Origin of the sequence: Myroides odoratus, assembly GCF_965118575.1 — a bacterium.
GTDB classification, from domain to species: domain Bacteria; phylum Bacteroidota; class Bacteroidia; order Flavobacteriales; family Flavobacteriaceae; genus Flavobacterium; species Flavobacterium odoratum_B.
Window position 1 is genome coordinate 52,256 of the sequence record NZ_CBCPHW010000012.1, and the last position, 24,362, is coordinate 76,617.

Below are 24,362 nucleotides of genomic sequence, written 5' to 3' on the forward strand. Positions count from 1 at the left end.
AAGCTACCTCTTTTTTTTAAAAAAGAGAGGTAGCTTTTTATTATATATGTTATATTTGTTTCACGTATTACAAACTAATTTATCATCGTTGATTACAAGCAATAAATTAAAAATACTGAATGATCCAATTTATGGATTTATTTCTATTCCCAATTCATTCGTTTATGATTTGATTGAGCATCCTTATTTTCAAAGATTAAGAAGGATTTCTCAGATGGGAGTATCTTATTTGGTCTACCCGGGAGCTCACCATACTCGTTTTCATCATGCTTTAGGATGTATGCACTTAATGCAAAAAGCAGTGCAAGTACTTCGCTTTAAAAATATAGCTATTTCAGAGGAAGAAGAAACGGCTTTATATGTTGCGATTTTACTTCATGATATCGGTCATGGTCCTTTTTCTCATGCCATGGAAGAGAGTATTGTAGAAGGAGTGCATCATGAAGCGATTTCTCTTTATTTTATGAATCAATTAAATAAAGAATTTAACGGAAAACTAGATTTAGCCATACAAATTTTTAAAGGAGAATATCCGCGTCAGTTTATGTTGCAATTGATTTCAAGTCAGTTGGATATGGACCGCATGGATTATTTAAAAAGAGATAGTTTTTACAGTGGGGTTGCGGAAGGAGATATTAATTCAGAACGTTTAATTCAAATGCTCCATGTTGTAGATGATAAGTTGGTTGTAGAAGAAAAGGGCATCTATTCGGTAGAAATGTTTTTGGTAGGTCGTCGTTTGATGTATTGGCAGGCGTATTTACATAAAACAAGTGTTTGTGCAGAATTGATTTTAGTGCGCATTTTAAAACGAGCGAAAGAATTAGTAAATAAAGGAGAAAAATTGTGGTGCAGTCATGCGCTATTATTTTTTCTTGAAAATCAGGAAGTTTTTGAAGATTTTGAACAAATTGCATTGGATAAATTTGCCTTACTGGATGATTCTGATATTATTAGCGCTTTGAAAGCCTGGCAATTTCATGAGGATTTTGTGTTAGCTGAATTGAGTAAGATGATAGTCAACCGAAAATTGTTGAGAATAAAAATTGTTGAGGATAAAAAATTAGTTCATGAAAAGTTAGAAAAACGTTTAAAGGAGGTTCAGGTTAAAAATAAGCTTTCTGCCGAATTAGCTAGTTACTTTGTGTTTAAAGGAAAGGTTAAGAATCAGGCCTATAGCAAGGATAAAGAGCCAATTATGATTTTGAGAAAAGATGGACAAGTTGCGGATGTTTTGTCCGTTTCGGATCAATTAAATCTCAAAGCTTTAACCAAACCTGTAACAAAGCATTTTGTTTGTTACCCAAAAAGCGTTTTTGAAAGTTAATTTTCAATTATATTTTATATTTTTGCGGTGATGAAAATAACAGCAGAACAAATAGCGGCAGTATTAGGAGGAGAAGTAGTAGGTAATCCTCAAGAAGAGGTGTCTACTTTAGCGAAGATTGAAGAAGGAGTAAAAGGCTCTATTTCTTTTTTAGCTAACCCTAAGTATGTCCATTATATATATACCACTCAAGCATCGGTTGTCATTGTAAATAAAACCTTTGACCCAGAAAATGAAGTGGTGGTAACATTAATCAAAGTTGATGATGCCTATAAAGCTTTCTCTAAACTCTTAGAATATTACAATCAAGTGAAATTGATGAAATCGGGAATCGAACAGCCGAGTGTAATTTCTGAGGGGGCTACCTATGGAACTGATTTGTATTTAGGAAGTTTTTGTTATGTAGGGAAAAATACTAAAATTGGAGATAATGTGAAAATTTATCCCAATACGTTTATAGGTGATAATGTAGTAATTGGAGATAATAGTGTGCTATTTGCTGGAGTTCGTATCTATTCTGAATCTAGCATTGGATCAAATTGTACCATACATGCAGGAACAATTATAGGATCAGATGGATTTGGTTTTGCACCTAATGGAGATGGTACCTATAGTAAAGTACCTCAAATAGGAAATGTTATTATTGAAGATAATGTTGAAATTGGTGCCGCAACAACTATTGATCGCGCTACATTGGGATCAACAATTATCCGAAAAGGAGTTAAATTAGACAACCAGATTCAGATTGCTCATAATGTTGAGATTGGAGAAAATACAGTGATTGCCTCACAAACAGGGGTTGCCGGTTCTACTAAAATTGGAAAGAATTGTATGATTGGAGGGCAGGTTGGAATTGTAGGACATTTAACCATTGGTGATAATGTAAAAATTCAGGCTCAATCAGGAGTGACTAAAAATTTAGAGTCAAATATAGCAGTTCAAGGATCGCCCGCTATTGGGCATACAGATTTTTTAAAATCGTATAGTCATTTTAGAAATTTGCCTAAAATAGTCGAAGATTTAGATACACTAAAGAACGAAAAATAGTAACCTATAGAAATACAAAAAGATTTTATTATGGTTAAGCAAAAAACCATCCAAAGTGAAGTAACCCTAGAGGGAGTTGGATTACATACAGGACAAGATGTTGTTATGACATTAAAACCTGCGCCAATTAACAATGGATTTACTTTTGTCAGAGTGGATTTAGAAGGGCATCCTGTTATCGAAGCAGATGCGAATTATGTTGTTAATACACAACGCGGAACAAACTTAGAGAAAAAAGGAGTTCGTGTTCAAACAACAGAACATGTTTTAGCTGCTTTTGTTGGGTGCGACCTTGATAACGTGATTGTTGAGTTAAATGCATCTGAACCACCCATTATGGATGGCTCATCAAAGTATTTTGTTGAAGCAGTAGAAAAAGCGGGTATTGTTGAACAAGACGCAGAAAGAGAAGAGTATATTGTAAAAGAAGTAATTTCGTATGTTGATGAAACAACTGGAAGTGAAATTATCATTATGCCATCGGATAGTTATCAAGTAACAACTATGGTTGATTTTGGTACTAAAGTTTTGGGCACACAAAATGCTACTTTAAAAGACATGAAAGATTTTAAAGTAGAAATCTCAGAAGCACGTACCTTTAGTTTTTTACATGAACTAGAAGATTTATTAGCGAAGGGACTAATAAAAGGAGGTGACTTAAATAATGCTATTGTTTATGTAGATAAAGAGATTTCTTCTGAAACTATGGGGCATTTGAAAAAAGCCTTTGGTAAAGATGAAATTAGCGTAAAGTCAAATGGTGTTTTAGATAACTTAACTTTACATTATCCGAATGAGGCCGCTCGTCATAAACTATTAGATGTGATTGGAGATTTAGCCTTAATTGGAATTAGAATTAGAGGTAAAGTTATCGCGAATAAACCAGGACATGCGGTGAATACTAATTTCGCAAAAAAAATATCAAAGATTATTCGCAATGAAAAAAGAAATCAAGTACCTTCTTTTGATTTGCATCAAGAACCTTTGATGGATGTGAATAAAATTATGTCTTTCTTGCCACATAGACCTCCATTCTTATTAGTGGATAAGATTTTGGAGATGTCGGATAAGCATGTGATAGGTCTGAAAAATGTAACAATGAATGAGCCCTTTTTTGTTGGACATTTTCCAGGTGCGCCTGTTATGCCTGGAGTTCTTATTGTTGAAGCAATGGCTCAAGCAGGCGGAATTTTAATTTTAAGTTCAGTACCAGATCCTGAAAATTATATTACCTTATTTATGAAAATAGATAATGTTCGATTCAGAAACCCAGTACTTCCGGGAGATACTTTAGTTTTTAAATTAGAACTATTAACTCCTATTCGCAGAGGTATATGTCATATGCAAGCCATTGCTTATGCTAATGGTAAAATTACCACAGAAGCAGAATTGATGGCACAAATAGTTAAAAAACAAAATTAAACCAAAGAGTATGAATCAGCCTTTAGCATATGTTCATCCAGGTGCAAAAATTGCACGGAATGTTGTAATAGAACCATTTACTACGATTCATAATAATGTAGAAATTGGCGAAGGAACTTGGATTGGATCTAACGTAACAATCATGGAAGGTGCGCGCATTGGAAAAAATTGTAAGATTTTTCCTGGTGCAGTGATTTCTGCAGAACCACAAGATTTAAAATTTGAGGGCGAAATTACAACTGTTGAAATTGGTGATAACACAACCATTCGCGAATGTGTTACTATCAACAGAGGTACAAGAGATAGATATAAAACAATAGTCGGAAAAAACTGTTTAATTCAAGCTTATAGTCATATTGCACATGATTGTATCATTGGAGATAACTGTATCTTCTCTAACTCAAGTACCTTAGCTGGTCACGTGACAATAGGAGATTATGTTGTATTAGCAGGATTAGTAGCGGTACATCAATTCTGTACCATTGGTTCTCATTCTTTTGTAACAGGGGGTACTTTAGTTCGTAAAGATGTTCCACCTTTTATTAAAGCGGCTAGAGAACCTATTTCTTATGCAGGTATAAACTCTGTAGGTTTACGCAGAAGAGGATATTCTCCTGATAAAATTAGAGAAATACAAGAAATATATAGAATTTTATTTCAAAAGAACTACAATACAAGTCAAGCACTAGAGATTATAGAAACTGAAATGGAAGCAACTCCAGAAAGAGATGAAATTCTTATGTTCGTTCGCAATAGTTCACGAGGAATTATGCGTGGGTATTCAGGAATGTATTAATAATAAAATAAAGCTTTTAAAAATGGCAACAACTTCAGATATTAGAAACGGTTTGTGTATTCGTCATAATAATGACATTTACAAAATTGTAGAATTTTTACACGTTAAACCAGGAAAAGGACCTGCTTTTGTGAGAACAAAAATGAGAAGTGTAACAACAGGTAGAGTATTGGAAAATACCTTTTCTGCAGGACATAAAATTGATACGGTACGCGTTGAAACTCATAAATTTCAATACTTATACCCAGAAGGCGATCAGTTTCATTTTATGAATGTTGAGTCTTATGAACAAATTACACTTTTAAAAGACATTTTAGATGCGCCAGATTTATTAAAAGAAGGAGAAACGGTAATGGTTCAAATTAATGCAGAAACGGATATGCCTTTATCTGTAGATATGCCTTCTTCTGTAATTTTAGAAGTAACCTATGCAGAACCAGGTGTAAAAGGAAATACAGCTACAAATGCTACAAAACCAGCGACTGTTGAAACAGGAGCTTCTGTAAACGTACCTTTATTTATCAACGAAGGAGATAAAATCAAAATTGATACGGCTACAGGATCTTACGTGGAGCGTATTAAAGAATAACTAAAAGATGCGTTTTTCAAAAGTTCAAGATTTACAGACGATAGCTGAAATTATCGGTTGTCAATATGTGGGATCTGCGGATTTCCCCGTGTATGGTATGAATGAAATTCACGTTGTACAAGAAGGTGAAATCGTATTTGTAGATCACCCTAAATACTATGATAAAGCATTGAATTCCAATGCAACTATTATTCTTATTAATAAGGATGTAGTATGTCCAGAAGGAAAGGCTTTATTAATTTCTGACGATCCATTTAGAGATTTTAATAAGTTATCAACCTATTTTAATCCATTTAAACCAGCTACTCAATTACAAGCAAAGGATGCGGTAATTGGAGAAGGAACGATTGTACAACCAGGTGCGTTCATTGGAAACAATGTTGTCATTGGAAAAAATTGTATGATTCATCCAAATGTTGTACTTTATGATGGAACTGTAATTGGAAATAATGTTACAATTCACGCAGGTGCAATTCTAGGTGCAGATGCTTTCTATTATAAAAAGAGACCAGAGGGGTTTGATCCTTTAATATCTTGTGGTAGAGTAGTTATTGAAGATAATGTTGGTATTGGTGCAGCTTGTACCATTGACCGTGGCGTTACTGGAGATACAAGAATCAAAGAAGGTGCTAAAATTGATAATCAAGTGCATATTGGACATGATACGGTTATTGGGGTACGTTGTTTAATTGCAGCTCAAACAGGAATTGCGGGTTGTGTAGTAATTGAAGACGAAGTAACACTATGGGGACAGGTAGGAACAACGAGTGGAATTACCATTGGTAAAAAAGCCGTTGTATTAGCTCAGTCAGGTGTTTCTAAGAGCTTAGAAGGAGGAAAGGTCTATTTCGGATATCCTGCAGAAGAGTCAAGAGAAAAGTTGAAACAGTTAGCCAATACCAAGAGAATACCATCTATTATAGAGGATTTGAAGCGATTGGCAAATAGCTAGGATCACAGAAGAAAGGGAATAATAATTAATCGTTAATTGTTGAGCTTATTTGCGGAAGATTGCAACTAAAAAGTTTTAAAGCTGATTAGAATTGTCTATTTTTGTATGAGTAAGTTTTAAAAATAAATAAAAACAAGATCATGAGTGTTTTAGTAAATAAAGATTCAAAAATAATCGTTCAAGGATTTACTGGAAGCGAAGGTACTTTTCATGCTTCTCAGATGATTGAATATGGTACAAACGTTGTAGGTGGTGTAACTCCAGGAAAAGGTGGAACAATTCATTTAGATCGTCCAGTATTCAATACAGTATCAGAAGCAGTAGAAAAAGCTGGTGCAGATACGTCAATCATTTTTGTACCGCCTGCATTTGCTGCAGACGCTATTATGGAAGCTGCAGACGCTGGTATCAAAGTAATTATTTGTATTACTGAAGGTATTCCAGTAGCGGATATGATTAAAGCTTATGACTACATTAACACTAGAGATTGTAGATTAGTAGGACCAAACTGTCCAGGGGTAATTACTCCAGGTGAAGCTAAAGTTGGTATTATGCCAGGTTTCGTATTCAAAAAAGGGACTGTTGGAATTGTTTCTAAATCAGGTACTTTAACGTACGAAGCTGCTGACCAAGTAGTGAAAGAAGGTTTAGGTATTACAACTGCTATCGGTATTGGTGGAGATCCAATTATTGGAACTACAACAAAAGAAGCGGTTCAATTGTTAATGGCTGATCCTGAAACTAAAGCAATCATCATGATTGGTGAAATCGGAGGACAGTTAGAAGCAGATGCTGCAAGATGGATTAAAGAAGACGGAAACAAAAAACCAGTTATCGGATTCATTGCTGGCGAAACTGCACCAAAAGGAAGAACAATGGGACACGCAGGTGCTATTGTAGGTGGAGCAGATGATACAGCTGCTGCTAAGAAAAGAATCATGAGTGAATGTGGAATTCACGTAGTTGATTCTCCTGCTGAAATCGGGAAAAAAGTAAAAGAAATTTTAGGATAATCCTAAATTCATAGCATATAAAAAAGCCACATCATTTGATGTGGCTTTTTTTGTGTTGTTATTTTTAGCAAGTGGCTGTATTGTATTTTAGGAATCAAGCGAAAGTTAGGAAGGAGTTAATAAAGCGCGATGTCTAGGATGCGCGACTTCTTGTTTCCAAGGACACATCCGATGGGGGACAAGCTAGGTGTGAAGATTTGATATCCTCATTTCATATTTCAATCATGAACTGGAAAAGTGAATCCAAAAAAGAGGATGCCTTGAACAATCTCCAGCTTTTGCACTTGATCCTATTTTAGACGAAATAAAAATAGGGTATAAAAAAAAATGCTGTCGAAATCACGACAGCATTTTTTTATTTTTTATCTCAATTGAGCTCCAAGGTTATTTTCTAATTGGTATTGGATTTTACCCATGATCTTTTCAATTTGACTTTCAGTAAGTGTCTTTGTATTGTCCTCCATCAAGATTGAAATAGCATACGATTTCTTGCCTTCTTCAATTTTATCTCCTTGATAGACATCAAATAAAGTGACATCTTTAATAAGACTTTTATCTACTTGTTTAACTAGGTTGTAGATGTCATCAAACGTAACTTTTTCGTCTAATAGTAAAGCGTAATCTCGTTTCACAGTTGGAAATTTGTTCAATTCTGTGAATTTGATTTTGCTGCTTATTATTTTTAAAAGAATATCCCATTTAAAATCAGCATAACTAACCTCTTGTTTGATGTCAAATTGCTTTGTTATAGCCTTTTTAAGCACACCAAAATCTACAATGGCATCTTTGCCTATATAGTAGGTAATTCCTTCTGAAAACGCATCATTTTCTGTGGGTTGCGTTGTAAATTTCGCAATACCTAAACGACTTAAAATACTACTAATATATCCTTTAAATTCAAAGAAATCACTTGGTTTTTGATTAGAATTCCATGAAGCTGGCGTATTGTTACCCGTTACAAATAAAGCGAAGTGTTTGTGCTCTTCGAAATTATTTAGCATTTTGTGGTAAGTTTTACCAAATTCAAATAGACGTAAATCGCTGCTTTTTCTATTGATGTTGTATGAAATTGATTCTAAACCACCAAATAATAGAGACTGTCTCATAACCGATAAGTCTGTACTCAATGGATTGATAATATCAACTTGATAACTAGGATTGATACTGTCTGTTAGTTGGCTGTATTCAGGTGTAGTCAAAGAGTTATTCATGATTTCATAAAATCCTTGAGCAACTAATTGATTGGCAATAATATTCTGAACACGATGATCTTCAGTTCTTGAACTATTTGAAATCGTCGCATTTAATTTAGATGAAAAACTAATGTTGTTATAGCCATATACACGCAGAATTTCTTCAATTACATCGATTTCTCTTGTAACATCCGCACGGTAAGCTGGAACTGTAATGCCTAATCCAAAATCAGACATACTTTGTACTTTAATGTCTAAAGAAACTAAGATAGTTTTAATCGTTTCTTTTGAAATTTCTTCTCCTAGGATACGATTAATATTGTTAAAGTTCAAGAATACAGAGTGATCTTCTACTTTTTTAGGGTATAAATCAACGATGTCTGAAGTGATTTCACCACCAGCAACACTTTGAATCAATAGAGCGGCATGTTTTAACGCATATTCCGTAATAGAAGGGTCAATCCCTCTTTCAAAACGGAAAGATGAATCTGTATTTAAATTATGTCTTTTAGCTGTTTTTCTAACACTTACCGGATTAAAATAGGCGCTTTCTAGGAAAATAGTTGTTGTGTTTTCTGAAACGGCAGATTTTAGTCCACCAAATACACCTGCAATACACATCGGCCCGTTTTCATCACAAATCATTAAATCATCTTGATGTAAAGTGCGTTCAACACCATCCAGCGTAGTGAATTTTGTTCCTTCTGCAACGGTTTTTACCAATACTTTACTTCCTTTGATTTTTGATGCATCAAAAGCGTGTAACGGTTGGCCTAAATCGTGTAATACATAGTTGGTTACGTCAACAATATTGTTTTTAGGTGTTATACCAATTGCCTTTAATCGATTTTGTAACCATTCTGGAGAAGATTTTACTTCAATACCTGAAAGAGTCACCCCACAATAACGAGGTGCTTTTTTGTAATCTTCGACGGTTACATCAATTTTAAGTGTTCTTCTTTCTACTTTGAACTTACTTACAGCAGGTGTAATTAATTCTTTGTGTGGGGTTTCTATCGTTTGATTTTGCAAAAGACCTGCACGTAAATCTCTAGCAACACCCCAATGGCTCATTGCATCCGATCGATTAGGTGTAAGTCCGATTTCAAAAACTTGATCTGTTGTGATATTAAAAATAGTGGCAGCAGGCGTTCCAGGGGTAATGGATTCATCCAAAACCAAAATGCCACTTCCATCTGTTCCAAGGCCCAATTCGACAGCAGAACAAATCATACCGAAGCTATCTTCACCTCTAATCTTGCCTTTTTTAATTTGAAATGCATTTCCTTCTGCATCGTACAATTCTGTGCCAATAGTAGCAACAGGTACTTTTTGCCCAGCAGCTACGTTTGGAGCACCACAAATGATCTGTACAGGTTCTCCCGTTCCTAAATCAACTTTTGTAACATTTAGTTTATCTGCATTGGGATGTTTCGTGCAAGACAATACATGCCCTACAACAACTCCTCTTAAACCTCCTTTTAAGCTTTCGTATGGAGTGATTCCCTCAACTTCAAGCCCTAAATCCGTAAGAATTTCTGATGTTTCTTCGGGTGTGATGTCTAACTTAATGAATTGTTTTAACCAATTGTATGAAATATGCATTCGAAAATAATTTTATTGAAGACAAATATACGGATTGCCTTAGTTTAAGTAAAATAATTTGGGTGTTAATATTTAAAATTGAAAGTTCATATTATTCTAAGAACTTTTTGCGGATAGACGCATCTGGAATCATACATTGGTCTTTCTTTCCATACCATTTATAGCGATTTTTTGCAATATAATCATAGAGCGAATCGGCTAATTTGGTTGGAAATATAAAAAAAACGGTAAGAAAGGTATACCAGCCACCAAGATACTTTGCAATTGTCAATGCCGCTTGAGATTTGATATAGTAAGCTTCTCCTGGAACATAAAGCACAATGCTATCGGTTTGGGCACGATCTACACCAATCTGCTGTAAGATTTTCAACCCTAATTCTGAGTCTAAAGAAGTAAATCGGAATTGATCTTGTTTATCAGCAGCAATAACCTTCTTTACAACAGTATCACACATGTTGCAAACGCCATCAAAGAGGACGATCTTTTTATTCTTTGGGAGTTGTTCTATCATTTTTTTCGTTCTACCATTTCAAGTTGATCTATATTTACTTTAGATGTAAAGAAACCATAATTAACTGTAGCAGTTTTCTTTTCTATACTGTCAAGAGTTCCAACAGCTCTTCCTTCTAGCATTCTCACACGATCGCCCACTTTTAGTGGGAATTGTGTTTTGTTGCTTTCTTCTTGCTTTTTTAGAATTTCTTTCTTCTCTTTTTTTTCCTTGCGGATAACTTCAACTTTTTTCTCTACTTCTTGAAGTAAAGTTTTTTGTTCTACCTCTTTTTTCTTTTTTTCTTCTATTGTAACTTTCTTGCGCTTGGAGTTTTCAATTTCAACTACTTTCAGAATCTCACTAAATAGTGTTTTCTTGCTCTTATTGTTGAAATATTTGTCTGATAAATCGTCCAATTTCTGTCCCAAATAAACTAAACGTTGATTCGAATCATATAATTCTTGGTAGCGTTCCAATTTATCCTGAACTCTAGCATTGATGCCTTCTAATTTTTTGCTTTCTTCTCTGGCTTTGGTTTCCTCTTCTTTTAAATTTTGAGAGGTGCGTTCCATTTTATGTCTTTCCTTTTGAAGGTTGGCAATGGTTTTATCAAAGCGAACTTTTTCTGTTTCAACTTTTTTCTTTGCCCGATTAATTAAACTAAAAGGGATTCCATTTTTTTGAGCTACTTCAAAAGTAAAAGAACTACCTGCTTGACCTATATTTAGCTTGTACAAGGGTTCTAGTGACTTTTCATCAAAGAGCATATTGGCATTTGTTGCATGAGGCAATTGATCTGCTAAAATCTTTAAATTCGTATAGTGTGTGGTAATGATTCCGTAGGCTTCTCTATCGTAAAATTCCTCTAAGAAAATTTCCGCCAAAGCACCTCCTAATTCAGGATCAGAACCGGTTCCAAATTCATCAATTAAAAATAGCGTATTTGAATTGCATTTCTTCAAAAAATAATTCATATTTTTCAATCGATAACTATACGTACTCAAGTGATTCTCGATAGATTGATTATCGCCAATGTCTGTTAGAATACGATCAAATAAAAAGGTATGACTTCGCTCATGTACTGGAATTAACAACCCTGATTGTAGCATGAGTTGAAGTAGGCCAATTGTTTTTAAGGTAATACTTTTACCTCCTGCATTCGGACCTGATATAACAATAATACGACTGTCTTTTTCAAGTTGAATGGTCTGTGGATGCGTTGTTTTTCGCTTCTCTTTATTATTTAGCCATAATATGGGATGATATGCATCTCTGAAATAAAGGGTCTTTTCTTCGCTAATTTCGGGTAATAAACCGTTTATTTTTAAAGCGTATTTTGCTTTTCCTGCGGTAATATCCAACAAGGTTAAATAGTTCGTGTATTCAAAGAGCAATTCTCTAAACGGACGAATACAATTGGTTAGTGCTTTTAAAATACGAACAATTTCTTCTCTTTCTTCGTATTCTAAATTATTTAATTCTCTTGAGTAATTCAAGGTTGCTTCAGGTTCAATATAAATAATACTACCCGTTTTGGATTGACCTAAAACACTTCCTTTTACCTTGCGACGATACATAGCTGTAACAGCGAGTACACGGCGATTCTCAACGATGGTCTCTCTGATATCGTCCAAATAACCCGCACTGTTATACTGGGATAACGCATAACCAAAACTTTGGTTAATCTTACCGCGAACCAAATTAATGCTCTTGCGAATAGATAATAAATCTACGGATGCATTGTCTTTGATTTCCCCATACTTGTCCAGTACGTTTTCAATCTCTTTTAAAATGCTTTTTTCTAAAGTAAGTGTGGCGGTATCTTCAGATAAATGCGGATAATAATCGTCAAATTTCTTAAAATAGGCGATGAGAGTACTCGTGGTTTCAGTAAGGTTGTATATTTTTTTGAAACTGCTGATTTCTAGAAAACTATCCTCAATTCCTAAAAATTTCAATTCGTAATTAATTGAATCAAAATAATGATTGGGAATTACATTATTGTTGGTAAATGAAGCTAAATATTCTGAGGTCTGTTTTAAGGCATGAAGGGTTTGCTCTTTGGTTTGATGAGGAACAATTTCCATAGCCAATTCTTTTCCGCTTTCTGTTACACATAGGGTAGAAACGAAAGATAAAACGGTATTAAATTCTAAATCTTGTAAAGTCTTCTTGTTAATCGATGTCATGGGTTACAATAAGATTATCTAGCAAAAATACTACTTATTTATGGAAAAAAGGAGAGAAGAAGGATAAAGATAGGTTGAAATTGATTAGATAAAAAAGGTTGACCAAATAGAATAGTTTTACCTTTGGGTTGCGAAATAACGATAAGGTATAGTAGTAAAAAAGCATCAGATGAAAAATAAGGTTTGGGTTGATGAAATTGTTGAAGCATTAGCAGATATTGTTACCTATAAAGACATCAAAAAAGGGGAAACCTTGTTGAAAATAGGAGAAGTATGTGATTATGTAGGACGAGTAGAAGTAGGGAGTTTGCGTATGTTTTATTTAGATGCAGAAGGAAAGGATACTTCTTTTTCTTTTTTTTTGAAGAAGGATATATTTACTCATTATGAAGGGTTACTTACTGGTACAGCCTCTTTGATGGAGATAGTAGCTTTAGTAGATACCCGTGTATTGTTAATTCACAAAAAAGAATTATTTGATTTGTATGAATCTTCTTTTTATTGGCAAAAAATAGGTAGATTGATGTCGGATGCGATTTTTTTAAATGCCAAAGAACGCATTGATTTTTTGCTTTTTTATACGCCCGAACAACGTTATATATACTTACAAACCCATCAATCATCTATTCTTGAGGAGGTGGCTCAAAAACACATCGCAAGCTATATTGGGATTCAGCCTCAATCACTATCTAGAATAAAAAAAAGACTAGATAGCACGAAGTTAACTTAAGTGAATGTAAAGCTTTTTGCAATCTTTTAATTTTGTGGTATATAAAATGAATGATATGGTAGAAATTGAAAGTATTCGATGGCTAAATAGTCTTGTGTTTTTGTTTTTAGGAGGCATACACGTGTATTGGGCCATGGGCGGAAAATGGGGAACAAAATATGCAATTCCTTCGACAGCTGAAGGTGTTCCCGTTTTTCAACCCAAAAAAAAGGGGACTTTGCTTGTTGCTTGTGCTTTGTTTGGTGGTGCTTTTTGGAATATAGGTTTCCTTGATTTTGGGAAGTGGGGCTATTTGTTGATCGGAATCGCGTTTGGCTTGCGAGCATTTGGCGATTTTAAGTATGTGGGAATTAGTAAAAAAATTAAAAACACAACTTTTGCTCAGAAAGATGCAACAGTTTTTATTCCTTTATGTATTTATTTGTGTTTAAGTCATCTTTTCTTGTTTTTTTTGTAATACTTGTTGTTTTTTAAAGGATATGATGAATATCAGTTCATTTCTTTGTTAAAAATCAGTAATTTGTATTCAGATTAAAAAGATGAATACTACTAATTTAAAGAAATACTAATTTATGAAATATGTATCCGCTCAAGAAGCTGCAAAAGTTGTCAAATCAGGTGATCGAATTTATGTACATTCTGCTGCTGCAACGCCTAATGTTTTAACCAAAGCTATCAGTGATAGAGCAAGTGAACTTCGCAATGTTGAATTTTGTCATATTCATACAGAAGGCGAGGCTCCGTATGCAGATCCTGCTTTGGCGGATAGTTTTCATGTCAATTCTTTTTTTATAGGCAAAAATGTACGACATACCTTAGCAGCGGGCAATGGTTCGTATACTCCTGTTTTTTTAAGTGAAGTTCCCATGCTTTTTCGAAAAGGAGTTTTAAAAGTGGATGTTGTTCTTATTCAAGTCTCTCCGCCAGATGAACATGGATTTTGTTCTTTAGGGGTGTCGGTAGAGGCTTGTGTTGCTGCCATGGAGAATGCTAAAATTGTGATTGCACAAATTAATCCACAAATGCCACGTACATTCGGAGATAGTGTTTTGCATAGTTCTAAGATTGATTTAGCTGTAGACCACAATTGCCCGATTTATGCCGCAAAAGAAATTGTGATTAGTGAAAAAGAAGCCATTATTGGTAAATATGTAGCGAATTTAATTGAGGATGAAAGTACGCTTCAAATGGGAATTGGCTCTATCCCCAATGCCGTATTAGCCCAATTGAACAACCATAAAAACCTAGGGTTACATACCGAAATGTTTTCAGATGGCGTGATTGATTTAATTAAAAATGGCGTAATTGATTGTTCAAAAAAGAAAATTGCCAAAGGACGAGCACTAGCTACCTTCTTAATTGGCTCTAAGAAATTGTACGACTTTGTAGATAACAATCCATTTATTGTATTGAAAGAATCTAGTTATGTCAATGATACGGCCATTATTCGCAAAAACCCTAAGGTAGTAGCGATTAATTCTGCTATTGAAGTGGATTTAACAGGACAGATATGTGCAGATTCTATCGGGCATAAAATGTATTCTGGTGTAGGAGGGCAAATGGATTTTGTTCGCGGTGCTTCGTTGAGTGAAGGAGGAAAAGCAATTATTGCATTGTCTTCTACAAGCAATCAAGGTCATAATAGAATAGTTCCTTATTTGCGTCAAGGAGCTGGGGTAGTAACAACACGTGCGCATGCGCAATATATTGTTACCGAATATGGTGTGGCTAATTTGTATGGTAAAACATTAAAACAAAGAGTTGCTGCTATGGCAGAAATTGCACATCCAGATTTTAGAGAAGAAATTGCAAAAGCTTACTTTGATAATTTAAAAGGATAAAAAAGTAGCGTAAACTAAGAATAAATGAAAAGTGTATAAAAACCAACCAATCAATTTGATCGGTTGGTTTTTTGCTTTCAGTTTTTTTTAAAAAATAGTGTGGAAGAAGAAGTATACCATAAAAAGTGATTTTTACTCGTGTGAAAAAAGAGATGTATATAAGATGAAATAATCCACGTATCGGTTGGAATCGGTTTTGACATCTTTGAAAAAGCGGTGGGTTAAGAGGAGGAATTAATAATCGAATGTTTGAACCTAGAATCCTAGCATTAAGTTGTTTTTTGTACAATAAATATAGGTTGATACTGTTTATAAAAGGGATAAATCGTTATATTTGACACTAAAATAAAAAGAAAATCAATGCGTAGAATTAATAGGTTGGCTTGTATAGCTGCTCTTGTAGGTAGTATGAGCCTTTATGCACAACAAACAGTTGTATATACGGGATCTTATGCAACGTTTAATCATGCAGTATCCTTGTATAACGAACAAGAGTATTTGGCTGCCCAATTGTTATTTGATAAAATTAAAAAAGAAAATAATTCAGAGAATAGAGAAATAGAAGCCGATTGTGCGTATTATATTGCCAATTGTGCCATTCGATTGGATCAAAGTGGAGCGGAAAATAAAATAGATGATTTCGTTGCTAATTATCCAACAAGTTCTAAACAGAACATTGCTTATATCGAAGCGACAGATTACTATTTTTCGAGAGGGCAATTTGCTAAGGCTGCTCATTATGCGGCTAAAGTAAAAGATCATGTTATTGAAACTGAAAAAACAGCGGATCGCTTCTTCTTTGAAAAGGGATATAGTTCTTTTTATATGAAGAATAAAAAAGAAGCAAAAAAATACTTAGAAAAAGTAAGTCAAAAAGGAGAATGGGGAGAACAAGCAACCTATTATTTAGGATACATTGCCTACGATACTGATAATTTTGACGATGCGAAGAAACTCTTTGAAAAAGTAGAAAGCAAGGAAAAGTACAAAGAAAAAATGGGGTACTTCCAGGCGGATATGAATTTTAAAACAGGCAATTTTGAACAAGCCATTACGGATGGCTTAGCGCAAATTGACAAATCAAATCCACAGGAAAAATCGGAGCTTTCAAAAATAATAGGAGAGAGTTATTTCAACCTTAAACAATACGACAAGGCATTACCTTATTTATTGGATTACAAAGGGAAAAATGGCAAATGGAATAATACGGATTTTTATCAATTGGGATACGCGTATTACAAGTCCAAAGATTATGAAAAAGCAATTGAGCAATTCAATAAAATTATCGATGGCGATAATTCAATTGCTCAAAATGCATACTACCATTTAGGAGAAAGTTATTTACATACACATAAGAAAACCCAAGCGCTGAATGCCTTTAAAAATGCTTCGGAAATGCGTTTCGATGCTAGTATTCAAGAAGATGCCTATTTAAATTATGGTAAATTGAGTTATGATATTGGAAATGCTTACCAAAGTGCACCAAAAGTGATCAGTGGTTTCATTGAAAAATATCCAAGCTCACCTTATCGTGAAGAGATGGAAGGGCTGTTAATTGATTCGTATATCACATCCAGAAACTTTACAGAAGCTCTAGCGTTATTAGAAAAGAATAAGACGGTAGCTAATAAAGAAGCGTATCAAAAAGTTACGTTTTATCGCGGGCTAGAGTTATTTGCGGAAAATAACTACGAGCAAGCACTCGCGATGTTTAATAAATCTTTAGTAGAACGTCAAGATGCTGTATTTACCGCACGTGCTTATTATTGGCAAGGAGAATCTAATTATGCTTTAAATAAATTTTCTGAAGCCATCTCTTCTTATGTTAGCTTTTTAGGAAGTGCACAGGCTAAGAATACCAACGAATATAAAAATGTCAATTACGGCTTAGGATATACCTATTTTAAACAAAAGGACTACGCCAATGCAGCTAAACAATTTCAAAGTTATATAGCAACAGCGCCTAAAGATGAAGCTAGACGTATTGATGCATATCTGCGATTGGGAGATAGTCAATTTGTAGAGGGAGGCTATTGGCCAGCGATGGAGGCTTATAATAAAGTCATTGAGGCAAACAAAGTAGATGTCGAATATGCGCGTTTTCAAAAAGCATTAGCATATGGATTTGTGGATCGTATGCAGAAAAAAGCAGATGATTTAATAGCCTTTACCAAAGATTATCCTAAATCAAGTTTAACGGATAATGCCTTATATGAACTAGGAATGACTTATGTTGTGATGCAACAACCTCAAAAAGCGATACCTACTTTTAATCAATTGTTGAAAGATTTTCCTAAAAGCTCCTATGCTTCTAAAGCTTTATTACGCCAAGGGTTGATTCATTATAATGCAAATAAACCAGAGGATGCCTTAGCTAAATTTAAAGAAGTTGTAGCTAAATATCCAACAAGCGCAGAAGCAATCGAGGCTGTTCAAAATGCACGACTTGTTTATGTAGATCAAGGAAAAGTAGACGAGTATGGTGTTTGGGTAAAAGGACTTTCGTTTGTGAGTATTAGCGACCTAGAATTAGATAAAGATAGCTATGAATCGGCAGAAAAACAGTATATGCAAAATAATACGCAAGCTGCGATTCTTGGCTTTGAAAAATATTTAACTTCCTATCCTAAAGGATTGAAAGCTTTACAAGCTCATTTTTATTTAGGTCAAATGTATTTTGCTGAAAATAATTTCAAAAAGGCAGAATCTCATTATTTGGCTGTGGTAGGAGGAAATAAGAATGAATATTCGGAAGTGGGATTGTCGCGTTTAGCAGAAATGTATTTGAAAAATAAAGATACAGATCAAGCTTTGTTAATATTGAGTAGATTAGAAAATGAAGCAGCCCAAGAGCAAAATAAAGTTTTTGCAAAATCTAATTTGATGAAGGTTTACTACCAAGAAGAAGATTATGCGAATGCTTTGAATTATGCAGAACAAGTATTGAGTTTGGCTAAGATTGACGATAAGATTAAAAGTGATGCACAGATTATTATTGCCCGAACAGCTTTTGCAAATAAACAATACGACAAAGCAAAAAAAGGGTATGCAGATGTAGCTAAAATTGCAAAAGGAGAATTGGCAGCAGAAGCCTTGTATTATGATGCTTTCTTTAAGCGTATGGATAACAAGTTTGATGCTTCTAATGAAAGTGTTCAAAAATTGGCGAAAGATTATTCTGCCTATAAGTATTACGGAGCAAAAGGATTGGTATTGATGGCTAAAAACTTTTACAGTTTGAAAGATGCTTATCAGGCAACTTATATCTTGGATAATGTAATTAAAAATTTTGAAGCGTTTGCTGATGTAGTAGCTGAAGCTCAACAAGAATTAAATACAATTAAGACTCAAGAGGCTAAAAGCAATTCATCTGTCGTACAATAAGGTTTAATCGAATTAGAAAGTAATTATGAAGCAGATAAAAATATTAACCTTTGTATCAAGCGTTTTATTCGTTGGTGTAGCGGTTGCTCAAGATAAAAATAAAAGTGATTTAGGAACAGAAGTGATTGATGTAGTAAGACGCTACGATGCAACTGTTTCTGAAGCATTCAAGGTAAGAGAAGTGCCTAATTTAGAAGAAGATGTAAAAAACAAAAAGAAGGAAGTTGTTTATACGATTACGTCATTTCCTGTTGCATCTACCTTTGTTCCAACAAAAGGAGAGGCAGCAAAAGTAGAGGCTAAACGCAATTTAGAGCGTTTTGATAACTACGCTTTGTTCGCTATAGGAAATTATACAAACCTCAATGGCGAATTGTTTTTGAGTAGTCAAATCGATCCCGATAGCTATATAGCAGGTTTTGTAAATCACTTTTCTTCTCAAGGTGGAATTAAGAATCTTTTGTTAGATGATAATTTCTCTAAGACCCATGCTGGAATTAATTTCTCAGGTCAAAAAAAGAAAATAGGATGGAATGCAGAAGTTGGAGGGTCTTATCAAACTTTGAATTGGTATGGCTTACCGCAAGAGGAATTAGAATATGCTATTCCTAGAAATACAATAGTTAGTATCAATCCAAAACAAAAATATAAGTCTATTTATTTAGATGGTTCGGTATCTTTTGAAGATTTGCCAATCAAGGGAATTGATCTTTACTACTCTAATTTTAGTGATGATTTTAATAGACAAGAAAATCATTTTGTATTTAAACCAAGAATAGAAACAACGTTTGATCAAGGTATTACGGGTAAATTAAATGTAATAGTTGATTATGTAAGTTCGGATTATAAAAAACAAAATTTTTTACAAACGGATGGTGTTTTAAATTACAATACCGATGCTATAACAACATATAAAGTTAGTGATGAGCATTTTAATATCGGAGCAGAACCAAGTGTTGTATTAAAAGGAGACGATTATTTTGTAGAGTTGGGTGTTGGCTTGTATTACAACAATGGAAAAGTCGGTGGAAATTCGGACAATAGTTTTAACTTTTACCCACAAGTAAAAGCTTCATATAGTCTAGTACCAAACCTAGCAATTGCCTATGGGGGAATTGACGGGCGTTTAACCCAAAATACATTTAAAAACTTTGTAGACCAAAATCCATTTGTATCTCCAGAAGCGATGTTGTTACCAACGGATAAAACTTATGAGTTTTATGTGGGAATGAAAGGAAAGTTAGATCATACCATTTCATATAACGTTAAAGCTTCTTATTTCAAAGAAAATGACAAAGCTTTATTTGTGTCTACGCCTTATGCTTCAAATCCTCATCGCCTAGGTTATTTATATGGCAATGCTTTGAATGTAGCTTATGCTGAAGTGGAAACACTTAGTTTGTTTGGAGAGTTGCGTTTTGATATTGATTCAACCTTGCTTTTGGGCATTCGAGGAGAATATAATAACTACGATTCAAATACTGCAGAAGCCTGGGGATTGCCGAAGATAAAAGTAGGTGCTGATGCATTAATTAATTTTACAGATCAATGGTTTTCAACGATGGATTTGCAGTACGTTGGCGAGCGAAAAGACTTATTTGTTAACCAAGATAACCTAGTGAATGGGACTACTGATCCTGTATCGATGATTAGAAAAGTAGATGGATTTGTTGATTTAAGTTTAAAAGTTGGATTTAGACCTACAAAAAATTGGACTGTTTTCTTAAAAGGAGATAATTTATTAGATGAGACCTATAATCAATGGGGGAGTATTAAATCGCAAGGTGTGCAGATTATGGGCGGAGCTATCTATAAATTCGATTTTTGAGAATAATTTCAACTTAATTACTGTTAAAAGTCACATATTTTTGGGTTAAAGCAGTTTTATTTATGGTTTTTAATTTTTTTTCATCGTTTATTGGATTATTTTTGTAAAACAAACAACAAAACAGATCCGATAAAAAGGTACTTTAAGAAATTAAAAATGACACTAAAACAAGAACTAAAGACTACATTTCTACAGCGCTTAGATGATAAGATAGAAGCTCTTCGCGGCATTGTAGAGGATTTAGCAGCTGATGCTCAGTCAGATGCGAAAAGCTCAGCAGGAGACAAGCATGAAACGGCTTTGTCTATGATGCATCTAGAACAAGAAAACATAACGAAAAAAATTCAAGAGAGCCTCGACTTAAGAGAGGTCGTGAAACGAATAGATGAAAATAGAAATTCAGAGGTTGTAGAATTTGGATGTGTGGTAAAAGTCAATACAGTTTATCTGTTTTTGGCAGCCGCATTGCCTAAGGTTACAGTGGATGAAATATCTGTACTAGGCGTATCTATGGATGCTCCCATTGCAAAAGCGTTAGTAGGACGGAAGTTATATGATTCTTTTTCTTTTAATAATTGTGAATTTACGGTTAACTTTTTGGAATAAGGAAAAAGTGAAAAACGAGATATAAACAGGTGTAAGCGAAAGTTTACACCTGTTTTTTTTATAGCTACTGTAAGGCATAAAAAAAACAGCTGCTTTATTGTGAAAAGACAGATTTATATTGTAATTTGAGAATTCGATTTTTGTATCAAAAATGTTTATTCTAAATAGGAAAAACCTTGAGATATGAAGCTGAGAAGTTGATAAATCGTTTTAAAAAACCTATATTTGTACGTTACTTATTTTAGAAAATTATTATGAGCCAAGAAGTAAATAAGGGAAATTATTCAGCCGATAGTATTCAGGCACTAGAAGGAATGGAGCATGTAAGAATGCGTCCATCGATGTATATTGGAGATGTGGGAGTGCGTGGATTACACCACCTTGTATATGAGGTAGTAGATAACTCTATTGATGAGGCATTAGCTGGGCATTGTGATACAATCAATGTAATTATTAATAAAGATAACTCTGTTACAGTAGAAGATAACGGTCGTGGTATTCCTGTTGATATACACAAAAAAGAAGGTGTATCTGCTTTACAGGTTGTTATGACTAAGATTGGTGCAGGAGGAAAATTTGACAAAGACTCTTATAAAGTTTCGGGAGGTTTACACGGGGTAGGTGTATCGTGTGTGAATGCTTTATCTGATTTATTAAGAGCTACGGTTTACCGCGATGGTAAAGTGTATGAACAAGAGTATTCGCACGGTAAAGCTTTATATCCTGTAAAAGTTATTGGTGAAACGGATAAGAGAGGAACAACCGTAATGTTTAAGCCTGATCCAACGATCTTTACTCAAACCTTAGAATATTCGTATGATATATTAGCTTCTCGTTTGCGTGAATTATCTTTTTTAAATAAAGGATTGACCATTAACTTGACTGATGCGCGTGAAGTAAATGAAAAAGGAGAAGAGAAAAACGAAGTATTCTTTTCAAAAGAAGGATTAAAAGAGTTTATCAAATTCTTAGATGGTAACCGTACACCTATTATTAATGAGGTGATTTGGATGGAATCTGAGAAAGGCGATGTCCCTGTTGAGGTAGCTTTAGTTTATAACGATACCTATTCAGAGAATATTTATTCTTATGTAAATAATATTAATACACACGAAGGAGGAACTCATTTACAAGGATTCCGTATGGGATTAACGCGTACACTGAAAAAGTATGCAGATGCCTCTGGATTGCTAGATAAATTGAAATTTGAAATTAGCGGAGATGATTTCCGTGAAGGTTTAACAGCTATTATTTCTGTTAAAGTAATGGAACCGCAATTTGAAGGACAAACCAAAACGAAATTAGGAAACCGTGAAGTTGTATCTCCTGTAAGTCAGGCGGTTGCAGAAATGTTGGAAAATTATTTGGAAGAAAATCCAAATGATGCTAAAATTATTGTTCAAAAAGTGATTTTAGCTGCTCAAGCGAGACATGCAGCGAAGAAAGCACGTGAGATGGTACAGCGCAAAACGGTAATGATCGGAGGAGGACTTCCTGGAAAATTATCCGATTGTTCTGAACAAGATCCAAAAAAATGTGAGGTATTCCTTGTGGAGGGTGACTCGGCAGGTGGAACTGCCAAACAAGGAAGAGATAGAAACTTTCAAGCCATCTTGCCTTTACGAGGAAAGATTTTGAATGTTGAAAAAGCAATGGGACACAAAGTTTTCGAAAGTGAAGAGATTAAAAATATCTTTACTGCTTTAGGAGTTACTATGGGAACTGAAGAAGATAGCAAAGCGTTAAACCTAGAAAAACTGCGTTACCATAAAGTAGTAATCATGTGTGATGCCGATGTGGACGGTAGCCACATCGCAACACTTATTTTAACTTTCTTCTTCCGTTATATGCGCGGATTAATCGAAAATGGACACGTTTATATTGCAACTCCACCTTTGTTTATGGTGAAAAAAGGACAACGTAAAGTGTATGCTTGGAGCGATGAAGAGCGCCTCAATTTGATGGAAGAAATGGGAAGTGGATCAAGTGTACAACGATACAAAGGTCTTGGAGAGATGAATGCAGAACAATTGTGGGAAACGACAATGAATCCAGAGCATCGTATTTTGAGACAAGTGAGAATTGACGATTTAAAAGAAGCAGATTTAGTATTCTCTATGTTAATGGGAGATGAGGTTCCGCCTCGTCGAGAATTTATTGAGAAAAACGCAACTTATGCGAAAATCGATGCTTAATTGAAAATATCTAAATAAAAGGTCAAGCATATTTGCTTTGGCCTTTTTTTTGTTTAACAAAAAAAATTAAAGCCATTAATTATGAAAGTATCAGTAATTGGAGCTGGTAACGTAGGTGCTACATGCGCTGAAGTTATCGCATTTAGGCAAATAGCTAGTGAAGTAGTCCTTGTGGACATTGCTGAAGGATTAGCTGAAGGAAAAGCGATGGATATTATGCAATGTGCTGCAAACTCAGGGTTTGACACAGTTGTAAAAGGTGTAACCAAGCAATATGCGCGTTCAGTAAATAGCGATGTTGTGGTGATTACCTCTGGAATTCCTCGAAAACCGGGCATGACTCGCGAAGAACTAATTGGAACAAATACAGCAATTGTAAAGAGTGTTATTGAGAATGCTTTGACGGTTTCTCCGAATGCTATCTTTGTAATTGTTACGAATCCTATGGATACTATGGCTTTGGCTGCCTTGAAAATTTCAGGTTTAGCTAAAAATAGAATTATTGGAATGGGTGGTGCTCTGGATTCTGCTCGTTTTAAATATTTTTTAAGCCAAAAATTAGACAAACCCGTAGCAGATATCGAAGGGATGGTAATTGGAGGTCACGGGGATACAACAATGATTCCATTAATTCGTTTAGCAACATATAAAGGAATACCTGTAACTCAATTGTTGTCTGAAGAGGATCAACAAGAGGTTGTGAAACAAACCATGGTTGGCGGTGCCACTTTGACTAAGTTATTGGGAACTTCTGCTTGGTATGCTCCAGGCGCGGCAGTTGCGCATTTGGTTGATAGTATTCTTCATGATAGAAAAAAACTAATTCCTTGTGCAACTTTGTTAGAAGGAGAGTATAACGAACAAGATATCTTCATCGGAGTTCCTTGTATTATAGGGAAAAACGGAGTAGAAGAAATTGTAACGATCGCTTTAAATAAAGAAGAAAAGGAACAATTTAGCAAAAGTGCGGAAGCTATTAAAGAGGTAAATAAAGAACTTCATAACATACTTTTATAAAAAAATTATAACACGTTGAGTAAATAAAAAAGAAAATCGTTTCTTTTTAGCGATAAACTTGCTAAAAGAATTGGTTAATCTACCATCATATTTTATATTTGCTCGTTTTAAAAAAATAATTAATTAATTTTTAGT

18 protein-coding genes are annotated in these 24,362 nt (G+C 34.4%); 15 read left to right on the plus strand and 3 right to left on the minus strand.

Annotated elements, in window-relative coordinates; genetic code table 11:
* Positions 1-88: 88 nt before the first annotated feature.
* The 7 genes from ACMHJ2_RS11250 to sucD all read left to right on the plus strand — a co-directional run bounded on the left by ACMHJ2_RS11250 (position 89) and on the right by sucD (position 7,146).
* The gene (locus ACMHJ2_RS11250; protein WP_413513013.1) at positions 89-1,327 is read left to right on the plus strand and encodes an HD domain-containing protein; all 1,239 of its coding nucleotides are present in this window, start codon (positions 89-91) and stop codon (positions 1,325-1,327) included.
* A gap of 30 nt (positions 1,328-1,357) precedes the next feature.
* Complete coding sequence (gene lpxD, locus ACMHJ2_RS11255) at positions 1,358-2,374, plus strand: UDP-3-O-(3-hydroxymyristoyl)glucosamine N-acyltransferase (RefSeq protein WP_413512954.1); 1,017 nt, start codon at positions 1,358-1,360, stop codon at positions 2,372-2,374.
* Positions 2,375-2,404: 30 nt separating this feature from the next.
* A complete protein-coding gene (locus ACMHJ2_RS11260) occupies positions 2,405-3,796 on the plus strand; it encodes a bifunctional UDP-3-O-[3-hydroxymyristoyl] N-acetylglucosamine deacetylase/3-hydroxyacyl-ACP dehydratase (protein WP_413512955.1) in 1,392 nt (463 codons plus the stop codon).
* 10 nt (positions 3,797-3,806) lie between these two features.
* The gene (lpxA, locus tag ACMHJ2_RS11265; RefSeq protein WP_413512956.1) at positions 3,807-4,592 is read left to right on the plus strand and encodes an acyl-ACP--UDP-N-acetylglucosamine O-acyltransferase; all 786 of its coding nucleotides are present in this window, start codon (positions 3,807-3,809) and stop codon (positions 4,590-4,592) included.
* Positions 4,593-4,614: 22 nt separating this feature from the next.
* Positions 4,615-5,181 carry an elongation factor P gene (gene efp / locus ACMHJ2_RS11270; protein ID WP_413512957.1) on the plus strand — a complete coding sequence of 189 codons (567 nt, stop codon included), beginning with the start codon at positions 4,615-4,617 and terminating at the stop codon, positions 5,179-5,181.
* Between the two features lie 7 nt (positions 5,182-5,188).
* A complete protein-coding gene (locus ACMHJ2_RS11275) occupies positions 5,189-6,133 on the plus strand; it encodes a UDP-3-O-(3-hydroxymyristoyl)glucosamine N-acyltransferase (RefSeq protein WP_413512958.1) in 945 nt (314 codons plus the stop codon).
* 140 nt (positions 6,134-6,273) lie between these two features.
* Positions 6,274-7,146: a succinate--CoA ligase subunit alpha gene (gene sucD / locus ACMHJ2_RS11280; protein ID WP_413512959.1), complete on the plus strand. Its 873-nt coding sequence runs from the start codon at positions 6,274-6,276 to the stop codon at positions 7,144-7,146.
* Between the two features lie 362 nt (positions 7,147-7,508).
* On the opposite strand, the gene pheT is transcribed toward sucD, so the two are convergent.
* The 3 genes from pheT to ACMHJ2_RS11295 form a co-directional block, all read right to left on the minus strand.
* Complete coding sequence (gene pheT / locus ACMHJ2_RS11285; RefSeq protein ID WP_413512960.1) at positions 7,509-9,944, minus strand: phenylalanine--tRNA ligase subunit beta; 2,436 nt, start codon at positions 9,942-9,944, stop codon at positions 7,509-7,511.
* A 91-nt stretch (positions 9,945-10,035) separates the two neighbouring features.
* Complete coding sequence (locus tag ACMHJ2_RS11290; RefSeq protein ID WP_413512961.1) at positions 10,036-10,455, minus strand: thiol-disulfide oxidoreductase DCC family protein; 420 nt, start codon at positions 10,453-10,455, stop codon at positions 10,036-10,038.
* Positions 10,452-12,626 (minus strand): endonuclease MutS2, encoded by a 2,175-nt coding sequence (locus ACMHJ2_RS11295; RefSeq protein ID WP_413512962.1) that lies wholly within the window; start codon positions 12,624-12,626, stop codon positions 10,452-10,454. The genes ACMHJ2_RS11290 and ACMHJ2_RS11295 overlap by 4 nt, the downstream gene beginning before the upstream one ends.
* Positions 12,627-12,795: 169 nt before the next feature.
* Here ACMHJ2_RS11295 and ACMHJ2_RS11300 point away from each other — a divergent pair, with 169 nt between their 5' ends.
* The 8 genes from ACMHJ2_RS11300 (at position 12,796) to ACMHJ2_RS11335 (ending at position 24,227) form a co-directional block, all read left to right on the plus strand.
* On the plus strand, positions 12,796-13,356 hold the full coding sequence (locus ACMHJ2_RS11300) for a Crp/Fnr family transcriptional regulator (protein ID WP_413512963.1): 561 nt from the start codon (positions 12,796-12,798) through the stop codon (positions 13,354-13,356).
* Between the two features lie 55 nt (positions 13,357-13,411).
* Complete coding sequence (locus tag ACMHJ2_RS11305) at positions 13,412-13,813, plus strand: DUF3995 domain-containing protein (RefSeq protein WP_413512964.1); 402 nt, start codon at positions 13,412-13,414, stop codon at positions 13,811-13,813.
* Between the two features lie 115 nt (positions 13,814-13,928).
* Positions 13,929-15,197 carry an acetyl-CoA hydrolase/transferase family protein gene (locus tag ACMHJ2_RS11310; RefSeq protein WP_413512965.1) on the plus strand — a complete coding sequence of 423 codons (1,269 nt, stop codon included), beginning with the start codon at positions 13,929-13,931 and terminating at the stop codon, positions 15,195-15,197.
* A 360-nt stretch (positions 15,198-15,557) separates the two neighbouring features.
* Positions 15,558-18,581, plus strand: coding sequence for a tetratricopeptide repeat protein (locus tag ACMHJ2_RS11315; protein WP_413512966.1), 3,024 nt, complete (start codon positions 15,558-15,560; stop codon positions 18,579-18,581).
* A 25-nt stretch (positions 18,582-18,606) separates the two neighbouring features.
* Positions 18,607-20,409 (plus strand): TonB-dependent receptor, encoded by a 1,803-nt coding sequence (locus ACMHJ2_RS11320; protein WP_413512967.1) that lies wholly within the window; start codon positions 18,607-18,609, stop codon positions 20,407-20,409.
* A gap of 156 nt (positions 20,410-20,565) precedes the next feature.
* The gene (locus tag ACMHJ2_RS11325; protein ID WP_413512968.1) at positions 20,566-21,015 is read left to right on the plus strand and encodes a hypothetical protein; all 450 of its coding nucleotides are present in this window, start codon (positions 20,566-20,568) and stop codon (positions 21,013-21,015) included.
* A 254-nt stretch (positions 21,016-21,269) separates the two neighbouring features.
* Entirely contained in the window at positions 21,270-23,210 is a 1,941-nt protein-coding gene (gene gyrB, locus ACMHJ2_RS11330; protein WP_413512969.1) for a DNA topoisomerase (ATP-hydrolyzing) subunit B, read from the plus strand.
* Between the two features lie 81 nt (positions 23,211-23,291).
* Positions 23,292-24,227 (plus strand): malate dehydrogenase, encoded by a 936-nt coding sequence (locus tag ACMHJ2_RS11335; RefSeq protein WP_413512970.1) that lies wholly within the window; start codon positions 23,292-23,294, stop codon positions 24,225-24,227.
* The last annotated feature ends 135 nt before the right edge of the window (positions 24,228-24,362 follow it).